The organism is Loktanella sp. M215 (genome assembly GCF_021735925.1).
In the GTDB taxonomy this organism is placed as follows: Bacteria; Pseudomonadota; Alphaproteobacteria; order Rhodobacterales; family Rhodobacteraceae; genus Loktanella.
The window spans coordinates 1,304,409-1,323,723 of record NZ_WMEA01000001.1 but is presented as its reverse complement, the minus strand read 5'-3'; the positions used below and the strand labels follow the sequence as shown (position 1 = coordinate 1,323,723).

The 19,315-nt window shown below is 61.0% G+C and carries 16 protein-coding genes and 3 pseudogenes; 10 read left to right on the top strand and 9 right to left on the bottom strand.

All coding sequences use genetic code 11. The features are described 5' to 3' along the window. Positions 1–7 precede the first annotated feature (7 nt). Genes GLR48_RS06425 through GLR48_RS06415 form a run of 3 tightly spaced genes read left to right on the top strand, consistent with a single transcriptional unit; the run spans position 8 to position 3,886 of the window. Complete coding sequence (locus tag GLR48_RS06425; RefSeq protein ID WP_237059784.1) at positions 8–2,209, top strand: PepSY domain-containing protein; 2,202 nt, start codon at positions 8–10, stop codon at positions 2,207–2,209. Next, positions 2,190–3,194, top strand: coding sequence for an FAD:protein FMN transferase (locus tag GLR48_RS06420; RefSeq protein ID WP_237059781.1), 1,005 nt, complete (start codon positions 2,190–2,192; stop codon positions 3,192–3,194). Before GLR48_RS06425 ends, GLR48_RS06420 begins: the two co-directional genes overlap by 20 nt. After that, positions 3,191–3,886 (top strand): VIT1/CCC1 transporter family protein, encoded by a 696-nt coding sequence (locus GLR48_RS06415; protein ID WP_237059779.1) that lies wholly within the window; start codon positions 3,191–3,193, stop codon positions 3,884–3,886. The genes GLR48_RS06420 and GLR48_RS06415 overlap by 4 nt, the downstream gene beginning before the upstream one ends. Before the next feature lie 192 nt (positions 3,887–4,078). Here GLR48_RS06415 and GLR48_RS06410 read toward each other — a convergent pair whose 3' ends face one another. From GLR48_RS06410 to GLR48_RS06390, 5 genes are all read right to left on the bottom strand, one after another. Beyond that, the gene (locus tag GLR48_RS06410) at positions 4,079–5,971 is read right to left on the bottom strand and encodes a heavy metal translocating P-type ATPase (protein ID WP_237059777.1); all 1,893 of its coding nucleotides are present in this window, start codon (positions 5,969–5,971) and stop codon (positions 4,079–4,081) included. 70 nt (positions 5,972–6,041) lie between these two features. Then, the gene (locus GLR48_RS06405; protein WP_237059775.1) at positions 6,042–6,452 is read right to left on the bottom strand and encodes an STAS/SEC14 domain-containing protein; all 411 of its coding nucleotides are present in this window, start codon (positions 6,450–6,452) and stop codon (positions 6,042–6,044) included. Between the two features lie 289 nt (positions 6,453–6,741). Further along, entirely contained in the window at positions 6,742–7,437 is a 696-nt protein-coding gene (locus tag GLR48_RS06400; RefSeq protein ID WP_237059774.1) for a L,D-transpeptidase, read from the bottom strand. Positions 7,438–7,491: 54 nt separating this feature from the next. Continuing rightward, positions 7,492–7,872 carry a hypothetical protein gene (locus GLR48_RS06395; protein WP_237059772.1) on the bottom strand — a complete coding sequence of 127 codons (381 nt, stop codon included), beginning with the start codon at positions 7,870–7,872 and terminating at the stop codon, positions 7,492–7,494. Between the two features lie 68 nt (positions 7,873–7,940). Beyond that, positions 7,941–8,423 (bottom strand): hypothetical protein, encoded by a 483-nt coding sequence (locus tag GLR48_RS06390; protein WP_237059770.1) that lies wholly within the window; start codon positions 8,421–8,423, stop codon positions 7,941–7,943. On the opposite strand from GLR48_RS06390, the pseudogene GLR48_RS26035 reads away from it, so the two are divergent. Continuing rightward, positions 8,394–8,510 (top strand): annotated as a pseudogene (locus GLR48_RS26035) (IS5/IS1182 family transposase); the annotation flags it as partial. The gene GLR48_RS06390 and the pseudogene GLR48_RS26035 overlap by 30 nt on opposite strands. A gap of 89 nt (positions 8,511–8,599) precedes the next feature. Next, positions 8,600–8,767 (top strand): annotated as a pseudogene (locus tag GLR48_RS06385) (IS5/IS1182 family transposase); the annotation flags it as partial. 197 nt (positions 8,768–8,964) lie between these two features. On the opposite strand, the gene GLR48_RS06380 reads toward GLR48_RS06385, so the two are convergent. The 4 genes from GLR48_RS06380 to GLR48_RS06365 all read right to left on the bottom strand — a co-directional run bounded on the left by GLR48_RS06380 (position 8,965) and on the right by GLR48_RS06365 (position 13,514). Next, entirely contained in the window at positions 8,965–9,366 is a 402-nt protein-coding gene (locus GLR48_RS06380) for a response regulator (protein WP_237059768.1), read from the bottom strand. Between the two features lie 179 nt (positions 9,367–9,545). Beyond that, the gene (locus GLR48_RS06375) at positions 9,546–10,571 is read right to left on the bottom strand and encodes an HlyD family secretion protein (protein ID WP_237059766.1); all 1,026 of its coding nucleotides are present in this window, start codon (positions 10,569–10,571) and stop codon (positions 9,546–9,548) included. Positions 10,572–10,575: 4 nt separating this feature from the next. Beyond that, on the bottom strand, positions 10,576–11,823 hold the full coding sequence (locus GLR48_RS06370) for a glycosyltransferase family 2 protein (RefSeq protein WP_237059764.1): 1,248 nt from the start codon (positions 11,821–11,823) through the stop codon (positions 10,576–10,578). Beyond that, positions 11,820–13,514, bottom strand: a complete 1,695-nt coding sequence (locus tag GLR48_RS06365; protein WP_237059762.1) for a response regulator — start codon at positions 13,512–13,514, stop codon at positions 11,820–11,822. The genes GLR48_RS06370 and GLR48_RS06365 overlap by 4 nt, the downstream gene beginning before the upstream one ends. Before the next feature lie 161 nt (positions 13,515–13,675). Here GLR48_RS06365 and GLR48_RS06360 point away from each other — a divergent pair, with 161 nt between their 5' ends. The 5 genes and pseudogenes from GLR48_RS06360 (at position 13,676) to GLR48_RS06340 (ending at position 19,300) form a co-directional block, all read left to right on the top strand. Then, positions 13,676–14,020 (top strand): Hpt domain-containing protein, encoded by a 345-nt coding sequence (locus tag GLR48_RS06360; RefSeq protein ID WP_237059760.1) that lies wholly within the window; start codon positions 13,676–13,678, stop codon positions 14,018–14,020. 225 nt (positions 14,021–14,245) lie between these two features. Next, positions 14,246–14,491, top strand: a pseudogene (locus tag GLR48_RS06355) (IS5/IS1182 family transposase); the annotation flags it as partial. Between the two features lie 317 nt (positions 14,492–14,808). After that, complete coding sequence (locus GLR48_RS06350) at positions 14,809–15,192, top strand: hypothetical protein (protein WP_237059758.1); 384 nt, start codon at positions 14,809–14,811, stop codon at positions 15,190–15,192. A gap of 199 nt (positions 15,193–15,391) precedes the next feature. Continuing rightward, positions 15,392–16,279: a calcium-binding protein gene (locus GLR48_RS06345; RefSeq protein WP_272911508.1), complete on the top strand. Its 888-nt coding sequence runs from the start codon at positions 15,392–15,394 to the stop codon at positions 16,277–16,279. Between the two features lie 546 nt (positions 16,280–16,825). Beyond that, the gene (locus GLR48_RS06340) at positions 16,826–19,300 is read left to right on the top strand and encodes an ATP-binding protein (RefSeq protein WP_237059755.1); all 2,475 of its coding nucleotides are present in this window, start codon (positions 16,826–16,828) and stop codon (positions 19,298–19,300) included. Positions 19,301–19,315: the final 15 nt, after the last annotated feature.

The window sequence follows — 19,315 nt, the reverse complement described above, 5'->3', positions numbered from 1 at the left end:
ACGTCCCATGATCCGCGTCACCCACCGCTGGCCGGGGCTTCTTGCCCTCGCGCTCCTCCTCGTGCTGACGATCAGCGGCGCGGTGCTGTCCGTCTTTCCGGCGGCAGAGCGTCTGAGTGCGCCGCAGGCCGCAGCAGACCTGACCGTCGCCGCCCTCGCGACGCGGATCGTGACCGCCTATCCGGGGGTCGAGCAGATCAAGCGCTCGCCTTCGGGCAAGGTCACCGCCTTCTGGTTCGACGGCGACACCCCCGGGTCCGCCGTGATCGACCCGGCCACGGGACAGGGCGCAGGCAGCGCCGACCCGAACCCGGTGGAGCGTTGGCTGACCACCCTGCACCGCTCGCTCTTCCTCGACGATACCGGCCGCATCGTTTCGGCGATCGGAGCGGGCGCGATGATGGTGCTGGCGATCAGTGGCGTGCTTCTGGTCCGCCGCCGGGTTGGCGGTCTGCGCCGCTGGTTCACCCGCCTGCGCGGTCCCCTTGCGGGGCGGATCCACGTCGAAATCGCCCGCGTCGCCGTGGTTGGCCTCGCGCTGTCCTCCCTGACCGCCCTGTGGATGACCGCCTCCACCTTCGGCCTCATCCCTGACACCGCCGCCATGCCTGCCTTTCCGGCGCAAGTCAGCGGCCAGACCGGCGTGGCGCTTTCCAGTGTCGAAACCTTGCAGAATACGCCCGTCGCCGACCTGCGCGCCCTCAGCTTTCCCTATGCGGGCGACGCCACCGACGTCTTGACCCTGACCACCGACAGCGGCACCGGCTACATTGATCAGGGCACCGGCGCGCTGCTGGGCTGGGCTGACCTGACCGGCTGGGCCAAGGTGTCGGAAACCGTCTACATGCTGCACACCGGACAAGGTGCTGCCGCCCTTGGCCTTGTCCTCGGCCTGATGGCACTGGGCGTGCCGATCATGGGCGTCACCGGCGTCATCCTGTGGTGGTCCCGCCGCCGCGACCGCCCGCGTCTGGCGCACAACCACCCCGCCGCCACCGCCCGCACCATCCTGCTGGTCGGCAGCGAAGGCGGCAGCACGTGGAGCTTTGCCGCAACCCTCCACGCCGCCCTGACCACCAAGGGCCAGACCGTCCACGCCGCGCCCATGTCCAGCTTCGACGCCGCCCGCTGTGCGCGCGCGCAGCACATCATTGTCATGGCTGCGACCTATGGCGACGGCGACGCCCCTACATCGGCCAAAGGTTTTCTCGATCAGCTGGCTCCGAACACCGGCACCGCCACCCTCACCGTCCTCGGCTTTGGCGACCGCAGCTTTCCCGCGTTCTGCGCTTATGCCGCCAAGGTCGCCGCACGGGCCGAAGCGCTTGGCTGGCACCCGCTGACGCCGACCGCCACCGTCGACCGCCAGTCGCCGCAGGACTTCGCCCGCTGGGGCCGTGACCTCGGTCAGGCCATGGGCCTTGATCTCACCCTCGACCACCAGCCCACCTTGCCGAAAACCCACCCCCTGACCCTGATCGCGCGCCGCGATTACGGCACCGCCGTCCAGGCCCCCACCGCGATCCTGCGCTTCGCCGTGCCGCACGTGCCCCTGTGGCAGCGTCTGACCGGACGCAGCCTTGGCCGCTTTCAGGCCGGCGACCTGCTGGGCATCCTCCCCGCAGGATCCGCCATCCCGCGCTTCTACTCCCTCGCCTCTGCCCGCCGCGACGGGTTTATCGAGATCGTGGTCCGCAAGCACGCAAACGGCCTCTGCTCCGGTCAGCTCATGGCGCTGGAACCGGGCGATACCATGCCCGCGTTCGTCCGCCAGAACGCCAGCTTTCATGCGGGCCGCGACCGGACACCGCTGATCCTGATCGGTGCAGGCACCGGCATCAGCCCCCTCGCGGGCTTCATCCGGGCCAATGACAACCGCCGCCCGCTGCACCTGTTCTTCGGCATGCGCCACCCGGACAGCGATTTCCTGTATGGCACCGACCTGACCGACTGGCAGGCCTCCGGTCGCCTTGCGGAGCTTGCCACCGCAACCTCGCGCGGGGCCCGCAAGACCTACGTGCAGGACACCATCCGCGCCGAGGCCCCGCAGCTTGACGCCCTGATCCGCAGCGGCGCGCGCATCATGGTCTGCGGTGGCCGCGACATGGCCGCCGGCGTGTCCGAAGCGTTGGCCGAGATCCTGATGCCCACCGGCCTGACCCCCGCCGCGCTCAAGGCAGACGGGCGCTATGTCGAAGATGTCTACTGACCTGACCCGCCACGCCCTGAACGGGCCCACCATGGGCACCCGCTGGTCGGCGTTGTTCTTTGCCGCGCGCGGTGTCGATCCCGCCCCGGTGCAGACCGCCCTGCAAGCCGCCGTCGACGACGTCGACCACCAGATGTCCACATGGAACCCCGATAGCGCCCTGATGCGCCTGAACGCCGCCCCGGTCGATCGCTGGTGGCCGGTCCCCGCCCACCTGATGACCGTCCTGCAACTGGGCCTTCAGATCGGCAAGGACTCAAACGGCGCTTTTGATATCGCCATGGGCGACACCGTCACCGCCTGGGGCTTCGGCCCCTCGGATGCGGACCCCACCGCGATCCGCGCCCTGCTGGATCAACCGCGCCGACCGGCCCACGAGCTGCTGGAAATCGACCCGACGGCGGGCTTGGTCCGCAAACGCGCGCCCATCGCCCTCGACCTGAACGGCATCGCCAAAGGCTACGGTACCGACCGTCTGGCCGAGACGCTGGCCACCTTCGACATCACCGCCGCTCTCGTCGGCATCGACGGCGAGATGCGCGCCATTGGCCTGCGGCCCAGTGGCACCCCCTGGACCATTGCGGTCGAAAAACCCGACCCCGACCGCCGCACGCCCCAGTCCATCCTGTCCCTCACGAACGCCGCCGTCGCGACCTCTGGCGATTACCGCCACTGGGTCACGGTGCAGGGCCGCCAGTTGTCGCACACCATGGACCCCGGCCGGGGTGCGCCGCTGCTGGCCTCCCCCGCCTCTGTCACGGTCATCGCCCGCACCTGCGCGCAGGCGGACGCGTGGGCGACCGCATTGATGGTGCGAGGTGCAAAGACCGGGGCCGAGATGGCCCGCCAGAACGGCCTCGACGCCCTCTTTCTAACCCGCGCGGACGACGGCACCGTCAACAGCATGGGCATCGGCCCGCTGTTCGGTCATACCAATCCCGGCGGCAATACGCCCGCCCTTGCCCCCACAGGACTCACCCCATGACCCGTCGTACCCACCCGGAAACCCATATGGTTCACCGCATCGGCTGGCTGCGCGCCGCCGTCCTTGGGGCGAACGACGGCCTCGTGTCCACCGCCAGCCTTGTCGTCGGGGTGGCTGCCGCCGGGTCGGGCCGCACGGAAATCCTGATCGCGGGTCTGGCCGGTCTGGTCGCGGGTGCCATGTCGATGGCGGCGGGCGAATACGTCTCCGTCAGCTCTCAGACCGACGCCGAACAGGCCGACCTCGCCCGCGAACGCAAGGAACTGGCCGACACACCGCAAGAGGAGCTTCAGGAGCTGACCGGCATCTACATCGCCCGCGGTCTGGACCCTGATCTCGCCGCGCAGGTGGCCGTTCAGCTGACGGAAAGGGACGCCCTCGGCACCCATGCCCGGGACGAGTTGGGGATCTCGGAAACCGTCACCGCCCATCCGATTCAGGCCGCCGTGGTCTCTGCGATCACCTTCGCCACCGGGGCCGTGATCCCGCTGCTGGTCGCCGTGCTGGTGACCGCGCAGATCACGCTCTTCGTCGCGCTCACCACCCTCGTGGCCCTCGCCGTGCTGGGCGGTCTGGGTGCATCAGCCGGTGGGGCCGGTGTCGTCAAGGGGGCGGGCCGCGTCACGTTCTGGGGTGCACTGGCGATGGCCGCGACCGCCGCGGTCGGCATGATCTTCGGCGTCGCCGCCTGACGGCCGTGCGGCGATCAACGGCTTCCATGTGACTTCACCTCGCGACGACCAAGCTGTGCACGATACAACTCCGAACTGCGCGTCAGCGCCGAAGTCTGTGCCACCCCCGATTTGGAGGGTAAATGCGCAGACGATTTCGCCGCTGCCTGCACCGAGGTCATGGACAGCGATCATTACACGTTCAAACCCGCACTATGACTGAACGGGCCGAACGTCTGGCAGACTGCCTGCGTCAGGCCCCTCCACCTGCGTCGGTGTTATGCGCAACGCCCTGAGGGCGTTCAGGATGACGGCAATGTCGATCGCCTCTTGGGCAAACGCCCCCTGCACCGGCGTCAGGTAGCCCAAGGCCGCCACGACCATACCGACAACGGACAGCCCGATCCCCACAGCGACGCTTTGCAACGCAATGGCGCTGGCCTTTTGCGCCACATCGATGCCCGGCAGCAGACGGTCAAGGTGATCGACCAGCAAGACGACATCCGCCGCCTCGGCCGATGCAGCGGCACCGCGCGCCCCCATGGCGACGCCGATATCGGCAGCGGCCAGCGCCGGGGCGTCGTTCACGCCGTCGCCCACCATCATCACGCGCCCGGTCTTGCGCTCTGCCAGAACCAGCGCGACCTTTCCATCCGGCGTCAGGTCGGCGTGGACGTCGTCAAGCTTCAGCCCCTGCGTCACCGCCTCTGCCACGGCGCGGCGGTCGCCGGTGGCCAGCAGGATGCGCGCAACCCCAAGACGCCGCAGCCCCGCCAGCAGGTCCGCCGTGCCAGTGCGAAGGGCGTCGGCCATTATCAGGTGACCGGCAGGTTTTCCATCAACGCCAAGGGCCACGACAACCGATCCTGCCTTGGCCATGGCGCCATCGGGGCCAGCAGACCCTACCTGGGCCGCCACAAAATCCGCGCCACCGACTACCACACTGCGGCCATCGACCGTGCCTGCGACGCCTTCACCGGGGCTTTCCACGACGGCCTGCGGCACCGGCAGGGTCACGCCACGCGCCTTGGCCGCCGCAACGATGGCCTGCGCAATCGGATGCTGCGACCCCTGATCGAGGGCCGCGGTGAAATACAGCACCTCGTCCTGCGACAGCACGCCCTGCGGGACGATCGACACGATCTGTGGCCGCCCGTCGGTCAGTGTCCCGGTCTTGTCAAGGATCAGCGTCGTGATGTGGGCCAGCGCCTCCAGCGGTGCGGCCCCCTTGATCAGCACGCCAAAGTGCGCGGCCCGCGACAGGCCCGCAACCAGCGCCACCGGCACGGCAAGGATCAGCGGGCAAGGCGTCGCGATCACCAGCACGGCCACGGCGCGGATCGGGTCGCCGGTGAACCACCAGGCGGCCGTGGCCAGGGTCACCGTCACGGCAAGGAACATCAGCGACCAGCGGTCCGCCATCCGCGCCATCGGCGCCTTCGACGCCTGCGCGGCTTCGACCAGCCGCACGATCCCGGCAAAGGTGCTGTCGGCGGCGGCGCGCGTCGCCCGCAGGTCGAACGCAGCGCCAGCATTCGTCACGCCGCTCATCACCTCCTGCCCGGTGGACACGCGCACCGGCATCGCCTCGCCGGTCAGCGCGGACTGATCCAGCACCGCACTGGCGCTGGTCAGCGTGCCGTCGACGGGGGCGACATCGCCTTGCCGGATCAACAGCAGGTCGCCGGGTGCAATATCGTCCAGCGGCACATCCTCAAGCGCTGTGCCCGTGTGCCGGGTCGCGGTGCGCGGCACGCGCGTCAGCAGCGCGCTCATCTCGCGGCGGGCGCGGCCTTCGGCAAAGCGTTCAAGGAAGGTGCCGCTAGCATACATCAGCGCCACCACCGACGCCGCAAGCATCTCTCCGACCAGCAGGGCCGCCGACATCGACAAGGCCGCCACGATATCCAGCCCGACGTCGCCCTTCAGCAGGCTGCGCACGATCTCGACCAGCAGGGCCGCAAGGACAGGGCCGACGCCTGTCGCCCAGACGATCGCCGCCGTATCGGGCCGCCCCAGCATCCACAGAACGCTGCCGGCCACTAGGCCAAGCGCTGCGATCACCAGTATCGCCGTCGCGCGCCAGTCATTGGACACCGGTTTCATGGGGTCACGCTCCACCGAACGGGGCCGGCGCGCCAGACCGCCAGTGCCACCGGCATCCTCGCCACGCCATTCAAACCGGGTAGTTCTCTGCCATCTCATCACTGTCATCGTCGTCTGACTCAGCAAGCCATGCCTCGGCCGCGGCCCGGTCATCGAGGGGAAATGCCTTGATGGCGATGAAGGGGATCACAGCGCCCTCGAATTCGGCGGCGGCACGCAACCAGCCGGCGTCGGACAGCACCGCGCAGCGGTCAAAGCGGGTCAGCAGCGACAGCAGGCCTGGCATTCGGGCAATCTCTGCGGTGATCGCGCCCAGCGTCGGCATGTCGAAATCCTTTACGGTGTAAAGCATGGTGCCGTGGGTCAGCCCCTCCGACTGCGCGATCAGATCGTCGAGCGCATGGCCCGTCGCCTTCGCATCCAGCAGACCGGACAGCACGACGTCGATCCGGTCCGGCGCGGGTTTCGAGATGGTCATCATGGGTGTCACTCCTTTTTGCATCTCTCGCATGATGCGCGCCTCAGGCAACGACGGCGTTGATACATGTCAAGATTGCAACATCCGCGACCTGCCGCTGTCTACCCCGGTACATTGATTGCACGGGCCGGAATTTTTATGAATCAACGCCGCCCCGACCACGATAGGCGCCACCCGGCAAAACAAGAGATGCGATGACGGCGTCGTCTCGGCGGGCCGGGTGCCGATCGCGAAACAGATTGGCGCGCTGCTGTGACCGCTGGCCGGTGTGCCCGGCCAGCGGTTTGCGGGATCAATAGACGGCGGCCAGCCCGTCGGGCTTGACCGAGGGCAGCACGATGACGTCCGCCCCGTGCACGGCGCGGGTATGGATGTCGATCACATCCTGATTCAGCATCCGGATACAGCCCGAGGACACAGCCTTGCCCAGTTCGCGCGGCGACGCATCGCCATGCACTCGGTACAGCGTATCGACGCCGTTCTGGAACAGGTAAAGCGCCCGCGCGCCCATCGGATTGCCCGGCCCCGGGTCCATGCCGCCTTTGTTCGCTGCAAAGGCGACAAGCTCCGGTTTGCGGGCGACCATCTCTGCAGGCACCTTCCAGCGCGGCCACTTGCGGCAGAATTGCAGACGTGCGGTCCCCTCCCAGGCAAAGCCGGCGGCCCCCACGCTGACGCCATAGCGCATGGCGCGGTCAGGGTTCATGACGAAGTGCAGCAGCGCCGCATCCGGGTCGACGACGATCGTGCCGCGCGCATGATCCGGCCAGGGATTGGCGACCTCCTGCCGCCACAGCGCGGGGTCGAGGATGCCCGGCGGAATGGCCGGGATCAAATAAGGTTCGGTCGTGATGGCGCCGTAAAATGCCGGCATCGGCGGCGGCGGTGGTGTGGGTGCTATTGGTGGCAAGGGTGCGATTGCGGGCCGGGCACATGCAGCAAGCCCGGCCATGGCCCCAAGGGCCATGACGGATCGTCTGGTGAACATGGTGAAATCCTGTTGTCAGTCTGAACGAAGCAAAGCGCTATCAAGCGCAGGCGTTCAGACCGGACGCGGCGGGTCGCGCGGCGGCGCGTCGTCGCGTCCGTGCAGATATAGCTCTGGCGTCCGCGGCCGGATCGCACGGACGGCGCGGTCGAAGCTCATGTCAACAGTGGCGGGCAGCGCCCGGTATGGTGAACAGGACGTCCCGGGCAGGCCGGAGGTACGACACCGTTTAGGGGCCTGGACCTTCTGGATGCCGTCTTGGCCCACTTGCGTCACGATGTCACCGGTCGGCGACGCGATGACGTGCGATTGGTTACTGGGAAAAGACCCAGCCGCGGCAAAGGCACCCCACGGCAGGATGATCAGGATCACCAGTAACGAGATTGCAGATCGGATCATGCCCTCAATCTGGGTCAGATGATCGGCAATGTCCATGCCGGCCCCGACTACCGCGGATCACGTTTGCAGTGGGCCGCGGTATTACGATGCGATCCGCTGCCGCCTTACACGGCTAGCGTTGGCCTTTGATCCCGCATCAAAATGCCCGCCGGACAGATGAGGGCCGCCAGCGCACCGGTCCCCGGCACGTACGACCCCAGCGCATAGCCGGCCAGGATCGCCGCAGTCGTGACGATCCGCATCACCGGCAGCAAAAGGACCCCCATGATCGTCAGCATTACCACGAAGCCCGACACCGCAATGGCCGAGGTGACGAGGAACCCCACACCGACCCGCCGTAGCGGCAACGCAACCTGCATCTCGGTCGCCCATTTGCCCATTGCAGCTTTTTCCAATTGCGTCACGGTCACCGGCGACGCCGGGGCGACCTTGGCTATGAAGCCGATTGGTAACGCGAAACGCTTGAGAACAGGGTGATCAATCCATGCCTCCCTTCGCGCAGAGGCCGCAAAGTCCAGATCCAGCCCGACGAGGTGCGGTGTCGAAAAGGCCACAAAATCGAAAACAGCTTTGCCCGGCTCAAGCACTGGCGCCGCGTCGCAATCCGCTACGACAGATGCCCGAAGGTTTGCCAGTCAGCACGCGCTCTCGCCGCATTCGTCATGTTCTGGTTACGAGTCCAGACCCTCGTTTTGGGAATCATCAATCGGGTTGAGGCTGCGAGGTCTGCATGACTCACCTTCCTCGAATTATGGAGGGCTTGATGAGCAATCTGTATTGGCTGAACGAGGCTCAGATGGAGCGGCTTCTGCCTGATTTCTCGATGCGCCATGGCGTGCCGCATGTGGAAGACCAGCGTGTCCTTAGCGGCATTATATTAATCAATAGCAACGACTTACGCCGGCGCGATGCACCGGCTGCGTATGGCCCCACAAGCCCCCCTACAACCGCTGAAAACCCTTACAATTAAAGCCAAAAGGTCTTTTCATCAGCCATCAGCCATCAGCCATCGCCGCGAGCGTGATCTTTTGGTCATGAGTCCAGAGCATAGTCTTGGGGAAGATTCCCCAGGGCTTGTCAAATATGCAGTCGCCTCAAAAAGGCGATCCTACTTCGTGCGAAAAATTCTCAATCAGCTAATTTCGCCGGCGAGTTACTCCAAAGCAACCGAACCTCATCGGCCAGTGTCATGGGGTCATAAGGCTTAGAAATAACTCCGATCGCGCCATCCGCCATCATCTCTTCAATATCGCTCCTCGAGGACTTAGCGGTGATAAAAACGACCGGTATATTTTTTAAGGCTTGCTCTTTCAGGAGTCTCCTCAATATCTCTGGCCCGGACATTTCTGGCATCATGACGTCGAGAAGGATTAGATCCGGATTAAAGGCCTCTATTTTTTGCAAGGCCTCATGGCCAGTTTCATATGAAGCCACATCAAAACCGCCGATCGCTTCCAAAGACATCTCGGTCAAGAAACGAATATCAGGTTCATCTTCGACGTAAGCGATACGTGTAAGCTCATGTCCCATGCGTTTCCCCAATTTTAACTTGATAATTCAATACGGATAGCAAACTAAAATACCCTGAATAACCAGCTAATGATATTTAGAGCTTTAAATAAATTTGGAAAATGTGTTAGCGCTGCCAGCTGATCCTACCTCAAGACAAAATAGGCTCACTCACATAAATATCTCATAATATTTATCACTCAGGGGAATTTAGCGCCTCTGAAACTCAAGAAATCCCATTCACGCGTAATCCGAACTGAAGCCATTGCAGGAAGTTCAGGGCCGGCCTGTAACACTATCCGTGCCAATTGGCGAGTCTCATTAAGCTTGAAGGCGTTTCGGAACTCATCCGGGATCGCTGTCGACATGGGAAGGATTGCGGAAATGTGACCTGCTCTGACCTGATGTCCGGACTTGACGCTTACAGCATCGCCAACGGCAATATCGAATATGTATCTTTTGGGGAGATAGGCCAGAACGTAAGCGTCGCCCCAATATAATGTCAAAATTGTTTCACCCGGATTGAGCACCTCACCCGGCGCTGGCACATTGTCGCCAACCACGCCAGCAATGGTCGCTTGATGTACGCCGCCGCTATAGCGTGTCTTCAACGTCTGGACAGCCTCTGCCGCCTGATTTCTGCTGACGTCGAGGGCCGCAATTTCCTCTTTTAATCCGTTGATCCGGGACGACAATGTTGCAGCCTCGACTTCAACCGCATACCGGTTGGCCTCGAAGTCGGCCACCCTCTCTGCTGAAATCAGACGTCCTTTTTTCAACCTGTCCATTTCAGCCTGTCGGGCCGTAACACCCTGCAGGCGCACCTGGGCTCTTGGCAAAAGGTCAGTTGACAAAGCCAGGTCGGATTTCAACTGCGCACCGCGCTCAACGAGTTCAGCCTCTCTCATCGTCAATTCCGCAAGACGGCCGAGAATATCGATGGACTCGGCCCGCAGCAGCATGTCCCCTGCCTCGACTTTCTCGCCCGGGCGTACGGCAACTTCCGTGACCCTCACCAGAGAATCGGCTCCAATCTCGCTATGATCACGCACGACGAGTCCATCAGCCCGCAGGAAAATGATGTCACCGGCCACGTAATCCCCAAACCCCGCAAAAAATACCGCGAGGATTGACAAGTAGATAAGCCGATCCCAGTTTCGGCGTGGCCGAAAGCGCGGCTCTACGTTGAGTGTATCTGCGCGAGTCCGTGTTTTGAGCTTTCTCATGTGATTACCCTCTGACCTTGTTGACCTTTGGCGGCACGAACGGGTCACGATATGAACTTCGGAAAATCCATTCGTCGACATAGGCGCATAGCCTGAGACCCCGCATGAAAAGGCCGTAGTATATGCTGAATCCGAATATGAAAGGCCATTGCGTGCGCGCCGCGTGCGGTGTCACCATTGCGGCCAGCAGGAAAACAAGGGAGTCGAGCCCAATCAGTCCAATCTGTGCGCCAGCGAGAATGAAAGGCGCAAGATCGCCGAACGCAAACCACAGCCAGCCGAAATAAATTGGCAGTGCGACAGCCGCGACCACGTTAAATAAGAAGAATTCCAGTTCATGGGCAAGTTCACCCCACCTGAACCGCGGCGATGCTGGATTCATCAAAGATGCATGTTTGCGATATCGCAGATGGATCGCATCGCGTTCCCAGCGAAACCTCTGCTTGATCAGCACCCGCCATGTGGTCGGAACGTCCGTGTAACAAACGGCATCCTCGGCAAACCTGACGCTCCAGCCAGCTGTCCTCAGGCTCAGTGTCAGGTCCAGATCCTCACCGCTTCCCGCGTCGAATCCGCCGACTGAATCAAGCGCTGTTTGCCTGAACGCCCCGAAGGCACCCGAGACACAGGACACCAGCCCTAAGCGGTCCGCAGCCTGTTTTCCCAAGGAAATTGTGACATTGTATTCAATTGACTGAAATGCGGCCAGGAGACTAGCGTCTCCATTGCGCACCAGAACGGATCCGGCGACAGCACCAACGGCAGGGTCCGCAAATGGATGTAGAATGTCACGGATCGCATGCCGGTCAAAACTACAGTCACAATCAACGATAACCACGATATCGCCGCTGGTCAGCGACGTACCGAGGTTCAGTCCGGCCGCTTTGCCCGACCGCAACTGGGTCGCATGGGCGGCGGTGACCAGGCCTGACCGTTGCAGGTCGGCAATCCGTCGCGCCATGTCATCTGTCGACCCATCGCTGAGCACGATGATTTCGTCCGGTACGCGGCTTTGCTCGTGCAGAGCGCGTACACATGTCTCGATCTTGTCTGACTCGCTGTGACCGACCACCACCACGCTGACGACCTGTGGCAGGTCATCAGGCACGACGTCGGGTCGCCAACGGGGCATCAGTACGGTGAGCGCAAAAAGCAGAAAATACCTTGGGATTTCGAAGACCACCAGAAACCAGAACATCAACAGAAGGCTGTCGAACGTCTGGGCGAAAAGATAATCAAGAATACCAGTCACTGAAGAAGCTCTTCCGGACCGAAAAGGCGCAGCGCGGCGCGCAGATCGTCGCGGACCGTCGCGTCGGCGATCGCGCGGGCCGCGTCTGTCTGTGGTTGCGCCTTTTCAGGCCTACAGGCGGGCATCAGGACGAAATCAGAGGTCTCGCCGGTTGCGACGACGACATCCTGCGTCAAGTTCTGGCGAAAGGTTTCGCGCCAGAGCTGGCGTGCATCTCGGGCATGACGCGCACCGGATTCCTGCCGCACGACGTCCAGCCCCTGATAATGGATGGCGCCCAAGGTAAACGGCTTCTGGGACAGGTTGAAATCGGCAGCGGCCAGGTTGAGCGCGATGACCAATTCGATCGGAAAGTCGCCGAAACGCAAGGCACGCTGGGCGACGCCGTACATGCTGGAGCCGTTGCGCAGATAGGATTGCCCCTTCTCGGTGATGTGAATCATGTGAACGTCGCGGAGGGGCGCAGCTTCGCCCGTGGTCCGCGTGTCGCAACGTGCACAGACAAACGCGATCTGCGGTTCGGACGTGGTGCCACTGCACGCGTTACAGCAGGTCATGACACCGGGTCGATCATAGTCGCGGCCGAAGTGCTGCAACTTTCGTCGACATTTCGGACAGACGAGATCGTCGCCTTGCGCAAAATCGCTTTCTGGACGCTGTGTCGCACATCGAAAATGATGCAGATAGGATTGGTCAAACAGGTCGGCGGACTGACACGCAGGGCATTCCTCTCTGACGATCAATTTTGCGGACTGGCAGGCCGGGCAATGGTGGAGACGTTCGAAAAATGTCGTCCTGATCAGTTTTTCCGCTGCCAGCTTGGCGATCAATGGCGTCATGTCGGACGGATCGCAGATCGTGTTCCACGCGATCAGACCGTCATGGTCGTGCGCACGCCGCGGCTCCAGGGTGCCACCGGACACGTGGATGCGGGCCAACAATCTGTCAGAGGGATCCTTGCTGGAAATCAGATCCCCGTGCAGTTCAAGCTGTCGGTTATGAAATTGGTCAACCAGCAATCGGATACTGGTCACATCGTGCACATTGGCACGCGCCATGTCGATATCGGCGGAAGCCCCCAGCTTCCCGGTCTGGTCAAGCACCGGCAACAGATTGGCACCGCGGACCGCCCAGAGTTCTTGCAGGTTCACGAACTCCTGTATGACGATGGCATCGATGCCCAGCAGACCGGGTGCAGGCATAGGGCCATTGTTGACAGGCCACTTGAGGACCGCGAGGCCAAGATCGGCGGAGAACTCATTGGTGCCGGTCCGGTTTGGCGCCGGCATCTGTCGCGCCGGCGCCGGTTCCAGAACCAGTTCGCACACAACGTCGATATCCAGCGGCTTGGGCACCACGCGATCAAATATTTCGCAGTTTACCTTGTCGGCCAACAAGCCGCGCGTGTCACCGGTGATCGCGACAAAGACCGGGCGTGGCCGTTCGCCCTGATCCCCGAGAAATTTGCGCACCACCTCCAGCCCGCTGAAATCCGGCAGGTGAAAATCCGTCAGGACGACATCAAAATCCTCAGCCTTCAATGCAGTCAGCGCCGACGCGCCGGTCGCGACTGCGACGACATGATGACCTGCCTGGGTCAAAACAAGCTCGATCAGATCTTTCGTGACCGAACTGTCCTCAACCAACAAGACCCGCCGGCTGTCAATTTTCGATGCAACCGTGTTCGCCATGTATCGCCCACTCATCCTGCCTTCCAGCGATGGTCTAGCCTTTCAGAGTTAATTGTTTCTTTCCGGCCAAAATATTTCGCGAACGCCTTCGCGTTCGTATTTGCGAAAGGATATTGGACGTAATGTCGTCCCGTTCGAATGCCCTGTGAGAGGTCGTATTGATGCGGGAAAAAGTTCTTGAGCTGGTGGAGCGCCATTGTGCAACGCTGAGGTTCGAAGCGGATGCATTGGCCGATGCCTTCAGGCACGTCGAAACGTCTCGTGACCCGCAGGCCCTTACGGCCCTCATTGCGGCAGCCCACAAACTGAAGGGAAGCAGTGGCAGTATCGGGTTCAAGCAGATCAGCGATCAGGCACAAATCATCGAGCACCTTGCGAAAGACTCGGAGAAGCGTCAACTGTCTTCGCCTGAAATGGATCAATGGCATAAAGGTCAGGCGGAATTGCAGTCATTGATCGCAAAAATCACACCGCATCAGTCGAGTCTTTACACCCGATTTCTATAAATCCCTTACGACAGAAATATCTAGCAACTGTATTTCTTAGGCGCCCTGATGGGTCCAAGTCAGACGCGCTTTGCCAACCGCGTTCGCGATTTTGACGCGCTTTCGCGTAATTGCCATGACGACATATCGTTTTCCGGCGTCGAAAAGGCGGTCAGTAAAGACCTTCACGACAGCGCTATGATGATTGGCGACAAGGACTGTCTGGAACGTGGTCCGTGGCAGCCGGGCGTGTTCGCGCTGACCAGGTTGGCGACAGAGGCACCCGCCAAGAAGTCGATCTCAATCGATGCCATTTTCGTCAAATCACGTCGCACGGCCCCGAGACTTCGTCCAAAAAAGGGGGGGCGTGGCCGTCTGATCAATCGCACAATGCGCGGTATGAACACCGGGCTGCATGCCGTGACCGATGCGCGTGGTCCGCCCATCCGATTCGTCGTGACCGCCAGTCAGGTCTGCGACATTACCGGAGCCAGAGACTGCCGCCCCGATCCCAGAATCATTACGATCTCCCTCAATCCAACCACCTGCGCGCCTTTCCCTTAGCCTCAACAGAGGCGCCATTCGCATCAGCGCCAAACTGGGGAATTCTCATCTAGCCGTTTTGGTGAGATCAAGCCCAGACCTCACAAGCGTTTGAAACACAAATGCGCGTCGACACACGCTACGATCAAAGTCCAAAGGTCTCCCTCTCTGCCATAGTTCCCGCGGCGGTCATGATCTCTTAATCACGCCTCCGGACCCATCTGCATCTCTGATCGTCTGTTCTGACCCCGTCACCGACCGTGGCAATGGCAAGTGAAAAAGCGGTACATGGCGTCTCGGCCTTGTGGCGTAACCACGTTTCCTGGCGAGACGGCACCGTCTTTCTTCATCGTCTCGAACAGTTGAGTACGGCCACTGAGGACCGCAAGACAGAAGGAACGTATCATGAGCGAGTTAACATTGGCATAGTTGTCAGCCGTAATTGGCTGGATCTTGTTTCTCTGCTGGATGGCCAGAACCTGCTGACGTCGAACACGAGAGCTGGGCACAACCGCCTCGTCGATCTGGCGCGGTTGATCGACGCCTTGATCTGCTGCGAAGCAAGCGTGCAATTGCAGACGGACGGCGCCAGCTGCGACACGTCATATTCCGGACAGCCCTCGTCGCGCGCCATCCCAACTCCGTCCTGAAACCAATCGCTGACCGTCAGCGCGCCGCCAGAAAAATCGCACATGCTTATCTTCATCGCCGTCGCCGGAAGGCCCGTCGCATTCGCGGACGCCTCGCGTAAATCTTGATGAAAGCGGAACTGTCAGACCGGTTTATGAAAATATTTCCCAATTTAATCTTTCATTTTTATCAAAAATAAAATGAACCAACTTGAACTATATGGAGCCCCATAACGTTCCAGAAATGACTTCTGATTATTGCAGCCTTCTCTGTGTTGCCGATTGCGAGGAGCTTTGCATCATGAAACGATTTTCACATTCTGAACCGGGAAAATCACAAGAGTGGCGTGACGACGATGACGTCGGTGTGACAAAGGGCAGGGAATCGGGCTTGCTCGCCAAACGTGGGTCAGACTGGACGACGGGCCATGGAAACGGTTCTGATAAGGCCCACGGCAACGCTGATCGCGTCAAATTGAATCACGACGAGGCCCGCAACGAAAAGCATCGGGTGGACCAGAACGACGACAAGCATCGCAGCCACGACGATTCCGGGCAGACCGATAGCGAACACAATGACCAAAGTTGCACAAAAGACGAAGACAGCAATGATCACGGCGATACGCAGTCTGATCCTGTCGATCAACCGTCCTGTGTGGCCGACAACATCCTGTTTGTCGGGACACAAGCAGATGAACTGATCTTTGGCGCATGTGGAGATGATGAACTCTACGGTGCCCGCGGCAACGATATCATCTTCGGTGGGGCTGGCGCTGACTACCTGTCGGGCAACTGGGGATCAGACGTGCTGACCGGAGGAGCGGGCGCGGATATATTCGCATTCGATGGCGATTTTGACGACGATATCGTGACAGATTTTTCGGCAGCCGACGGCGATACGCTTGTGTTTTCCTTCTACACGCCGGACCAGATCGCGATGACGGCCGAGATGCTGCTTGATCTGTGTGTACAGGACGGCAACAACACCCGCCTGTCTCTCCCTGGCACAAATGAACAGGTCATCTTGCAAGATACCGATCACGCCACACTGACTTTGGATCAGATCAAGGTCATGGTTTATGATACCCAGGCGGACTTCATCGCCTGACAGGGGCGCTGCTGCAAAACGCTGTTCGCGAAGGATGCACATGGCGCATTCATGCGGATGGACGGGCGGGGTGGGCAATCCTGCAACCGCCCGTTTTCGCGCGGCGCACTGGTCCAGCGACCCCGCGACCCGGGCGCGGGTCTTTGCTGATCCAGCTGCACGAAGGGGGCTTGGCGCGCGCCGCAGGACGGCCGTCCCGGCCTGGGGTGTTCGCGGGCGCGATTGCCACAAACGAACCCTGCGCGCCACACGGCACGATGGCCGGAATCCGGATCTTCGGCACCATTGAACCGATTCAATGCCTTTGGCACCGCCGAAATCGGTGGCGGGGCCTGATCTTGGCAAGAACAGGGGCTCTCCTGTTTCAGGCAAAGGTTAGGCTGCGGCGCAGCGCGAACCCCGGGCCTCATTCTTCCTCTGTTCTTGACAGGAAATCTCTCATTAAACCGTCTCTCACCTGAGAAATCATCCAAATTTCATGTCTTTTTCATGAAATCAGGTTTTACCGATTGCATATGAACGCCCTAGAGTAGTGAGCGCAGCAAGATGACCCACGTGAACGCCATGTTTGAAAGTGCTGCGATCATCTTTCTGGCAACGATGTTTCTTTCCGATATCCGCTATCGGCTGCAGTCATCCGTCTGGATTAAGGGGATAATCCTCGGTGCAATGTTCACTGTCGTTGGCGCGATCGTCATGAACAACTCGGTCGAATTGATTGCCGGCACGCGGACCGACCCCAGGCTGGCCGTTGTGGCCCTTGCGGGCACATTCGGCGGCCCGATTGCTGCAATTATCTCGACAATAGCGCTTGCCGCATTGCGACTGTCTTACGGTGGCGTTGGTGCGGTGCCCGGTGCATTGACTGTCGTCGCGGTGGGTTTAACCGCCATCGCGATTGCCGCGTGGTGGACCCGCGGCAAAGGGCGCCGGATGAACACGACATATCTTTGGGTTCAGGCCTTGGCACCTGCCATAGTATCTCCGATCGTGCTGTTTTTTTCCACACCCGTGCCATTACCGGTCCTGCTCATCTCGCTGGCCTTGTTTGTGCCGGTCAATATTTTCGTCGTGTGGATCATGGGTATTTATTTTCTGCGCGAGGATGAACGCAGAACGGCCGTGGCCGCCTATGCAGAAGCCGAGGCGCGGATCACCGGTATTGCCAACAACGCACCGTCCGCATTGTTTCAATTCGAAAACACGGCCAACGCACAACCTGTATTTACATATATATCAGATGCCAGTTGGCGCATCCTCGGCATTACGGCACCCGAAATGTTGGTTGACGCCACCCCTTTCCTTGGCAGGCTCGACCAGAATGCAAGGGACGAGCTAAGCCAGATGATCGCCAAATCCCACGCAGCGCCGCAGGCGTTTTCGATCGAGGCACAGTATCAGCGCGCCGACGGCACACAGACATGGATCGTCATTGCAGCCGATGTCCGCCGGAAATTTCCCGGCAAGCTGATCTGGAACGGGACAATCACTGACATCGCCAACCAGAAGAATGCCGAAAAGGCGAAGGATGAATTCATCTCCGTCGTCAGCCATGAGCTTCGGACGCCTCTGACGTCGATCCGTGGCTCCCTGAGCCTTATCATCAATGGATCGGCCGGCGTACTTCCGGGCAAGGCGACACAGATGCTGGCGATCGCCAATCGCAATTCAGAACGATTGGTGGTTTTGATCAACGACCTGCTGGAGGTCCAGAAATTCACCGCGGGGAAGATGCGGATTTCAAAGACACGCGAATCCTTGCGGGCGATGATGGAGCAAGCCTTCAGCAGTGGACGCAATTACGCGCCGGACAAAGACATCCGCTTTACACTGATTGACGATGCGCCGTCGGCAGCCGTGATGGTGGACGCCGACCGTTTTCACCAGTCGCTTGTCAACCTGCTGTCGAATGCCGTGAAATTCACCCCCGCCGGGTCCGCGGTCACGATGCGCTGCAATTGGCATACCACCGGCGTCAGAATATCTGTTTGCGACCAGGGTCCCGGTATTTCCGACGAGTTCCGCGATCGAATCTTCAGCCAGTTTCAGCAGGCCAATGCGACCGTCACACGCGATGTCGGCGGCACGGGTCTGGGGCTTTATATCACCCGCGCGATTATCGAGGCCATGGATGGACAGATTTCCTTTGACTCGGTGCCCGGCGAAGGCGCGACCTTTCACATCGATCTGCCGCTTGCCTCGGCGACACCCTACGCGGCCGACAAAGTGCCGCCGCCACGACATCAGGTCGCCGTCAGGCGCCTTCTGATTTGTAGCAGCGATGACAGCATCATCATGTCGACTCGCCTGGCGCTGGAGGAGATTGGTGTCAGTACTGACATTGCCCCTGATGCAGACACCGCAAGACTGCTGATGCAGACACTCGATTATGTGACCTGCATTGTCGACGCCGTCGCAGCCACGGATCATGCCGCGCTGCGCAATCTGGAAGCAGCGGCAAACCTCATGAGGATACCGGTGGTCATCCTGAACGAAAACGCGACAGTCGAGACCAGATCGATGATGATGGCCGCGGCAGGTGCCGCCACATCGGTCGCCGATTGCCTCAATGCGGAAATATTGCGAGCCGCCATCGCCGGACTGACGAAACAGACCAACCAGGGACTGTCGAAAGTCCTCTATGTCGAGGATGATCTGTCCCTGCAGGAGATCATCGGCCAAAGCATCGGGGACACCGCCGTGACGACCTGTGCCGGCACCGTGGCCGAGGCTCGCGCGCGCCTTGAGGTCGAGAGGTTCGACCTTGTCCTTCTCGATCAATTATTGCCCGACGGTCGCGGGCTGGATGTCATCGACGATATTCCGCTTGAAACCTCGATTGTCCTCTATTCCGCTTTTGACATCTCACCCGAGAGTTCGGATCGCGTCGAGCGTTCCCTGACAAAGTCAGTGGACTCGGAAATGACTGTGATCGAGGCGGTCCTGTCGATCCTGGCGCGTCGTCATCACTACCCCGATTCTGCAGTCGCACCAGAACGCGTATCGCAAGGCGTCAATTGAAATTTGGCAGGTCAT

What these genes read in the sequence shown, in the direction of transcription:
- GLR48_RS06425 (WP_237059784.1), top strand. Translation starts at nt 8, where the DNA reads ATGATCCGCGTCACCCACCGCTGGCCGGGGCTTCTTGCCCTCGCGCTC.
- GLR48_RS06420 (WP_237059781.1), top strand. Translation starts at nt 2,190, where the DNA reads ATGTCGAAGATGTCTACTGACCTGACCCGCCACGCCCTGAACGGGCCC.
- GLR48_RS06415 (WP_237059779.1), top strand. Translation starts at nt 3,191, where the DNA reads ATGACCCGTCGTACCCACCCGGAAACCCATATGGTTCACCGCATCGGC.
- GLR48_RS06410 (WP_237059777.1), bottom strand. Translation starts at nt 5,971, where the DNA reads ATGAAACCGGTGTCCAATGACTGGCGCGCGACGGCGATACTGGTGATC.
- GLR48_RS06405 (WP_237059775.1), bottom strand. Translation starts at nt 6,452, where the DNA reads ATGATGACCATCTCGAAACCCGCGCCGGACCGGATCGACGTCGTGCTG.
- GLR48_RS06400 (WP_237059774.1), bottom strand. Translation starts at nt 7,437, where the DNA reads ATGTTCACCAGACGATCCGTCATGGCCCTTGGGGCCATGGCCGGGCTT.
- GLR48_RS06395 (WP_237059772.1), bottom strand. Translation starts at nt 7,872, where the DNA reads ATGGACATTGCCGATCATCTGACCCAGATTGAGGGCATGATCCGATCT.
- GLR48_RS06380 (WP_237059768.1), bottom strand. Translation starts at nt 9,366, where the DNA reads ATGGGACATGAGCTTACACGTATCGCTTACGTCGAAGATGAACCTGAT.
- GLR48_RS06375 (WP_237059766.1), bottom strand. Translation starts at nt 10,571, where the DNA reads ATGAGAAAGCTCAAAACACGGACTCGCGCAGATACACTCAACGTAGAG.
- GLR48_RS06365 (WP_237059762.1), bottom strand. Translation starts at nt 13,514, where the DNA reads ATGGCGAACACGGTTGCATCGAAAATTGACAGCCGGCGGGTCTTGTTG.
- GLR48_RS06360 (WP_237059760.1), top strand. Translation starts at nt 13,676, where the DNA reads ATGCGGGAAAAAGTTCTTGAGCTGGTGGAGCGCCATTGTGCAACGCTG.
- GLR48_RS06350 (WP_237059758.1), top strand. Translation starts at nt 14,809, where the DNA reads ATGGCAAGTGAAAAAGCGGTACATGGCGTCTCGGCCTTGTGGCGTAAC.
- GLR48_RS06345 (WP_272911508.1), top strand. Translation starts at nt 15,392, where the DNA reads ATGGAGCCCCATAACGTTCCAGAAATGACTTCTGATTATTGCAGCCTT.
- GLR48_RS06340 (WP_237059755.1), top strand. Translation starts at nt 16,826, where the DNA reads ATGACCCACGTGAACGCCATGTTTGAAAGTGCTGCGATCATCTTTCTG.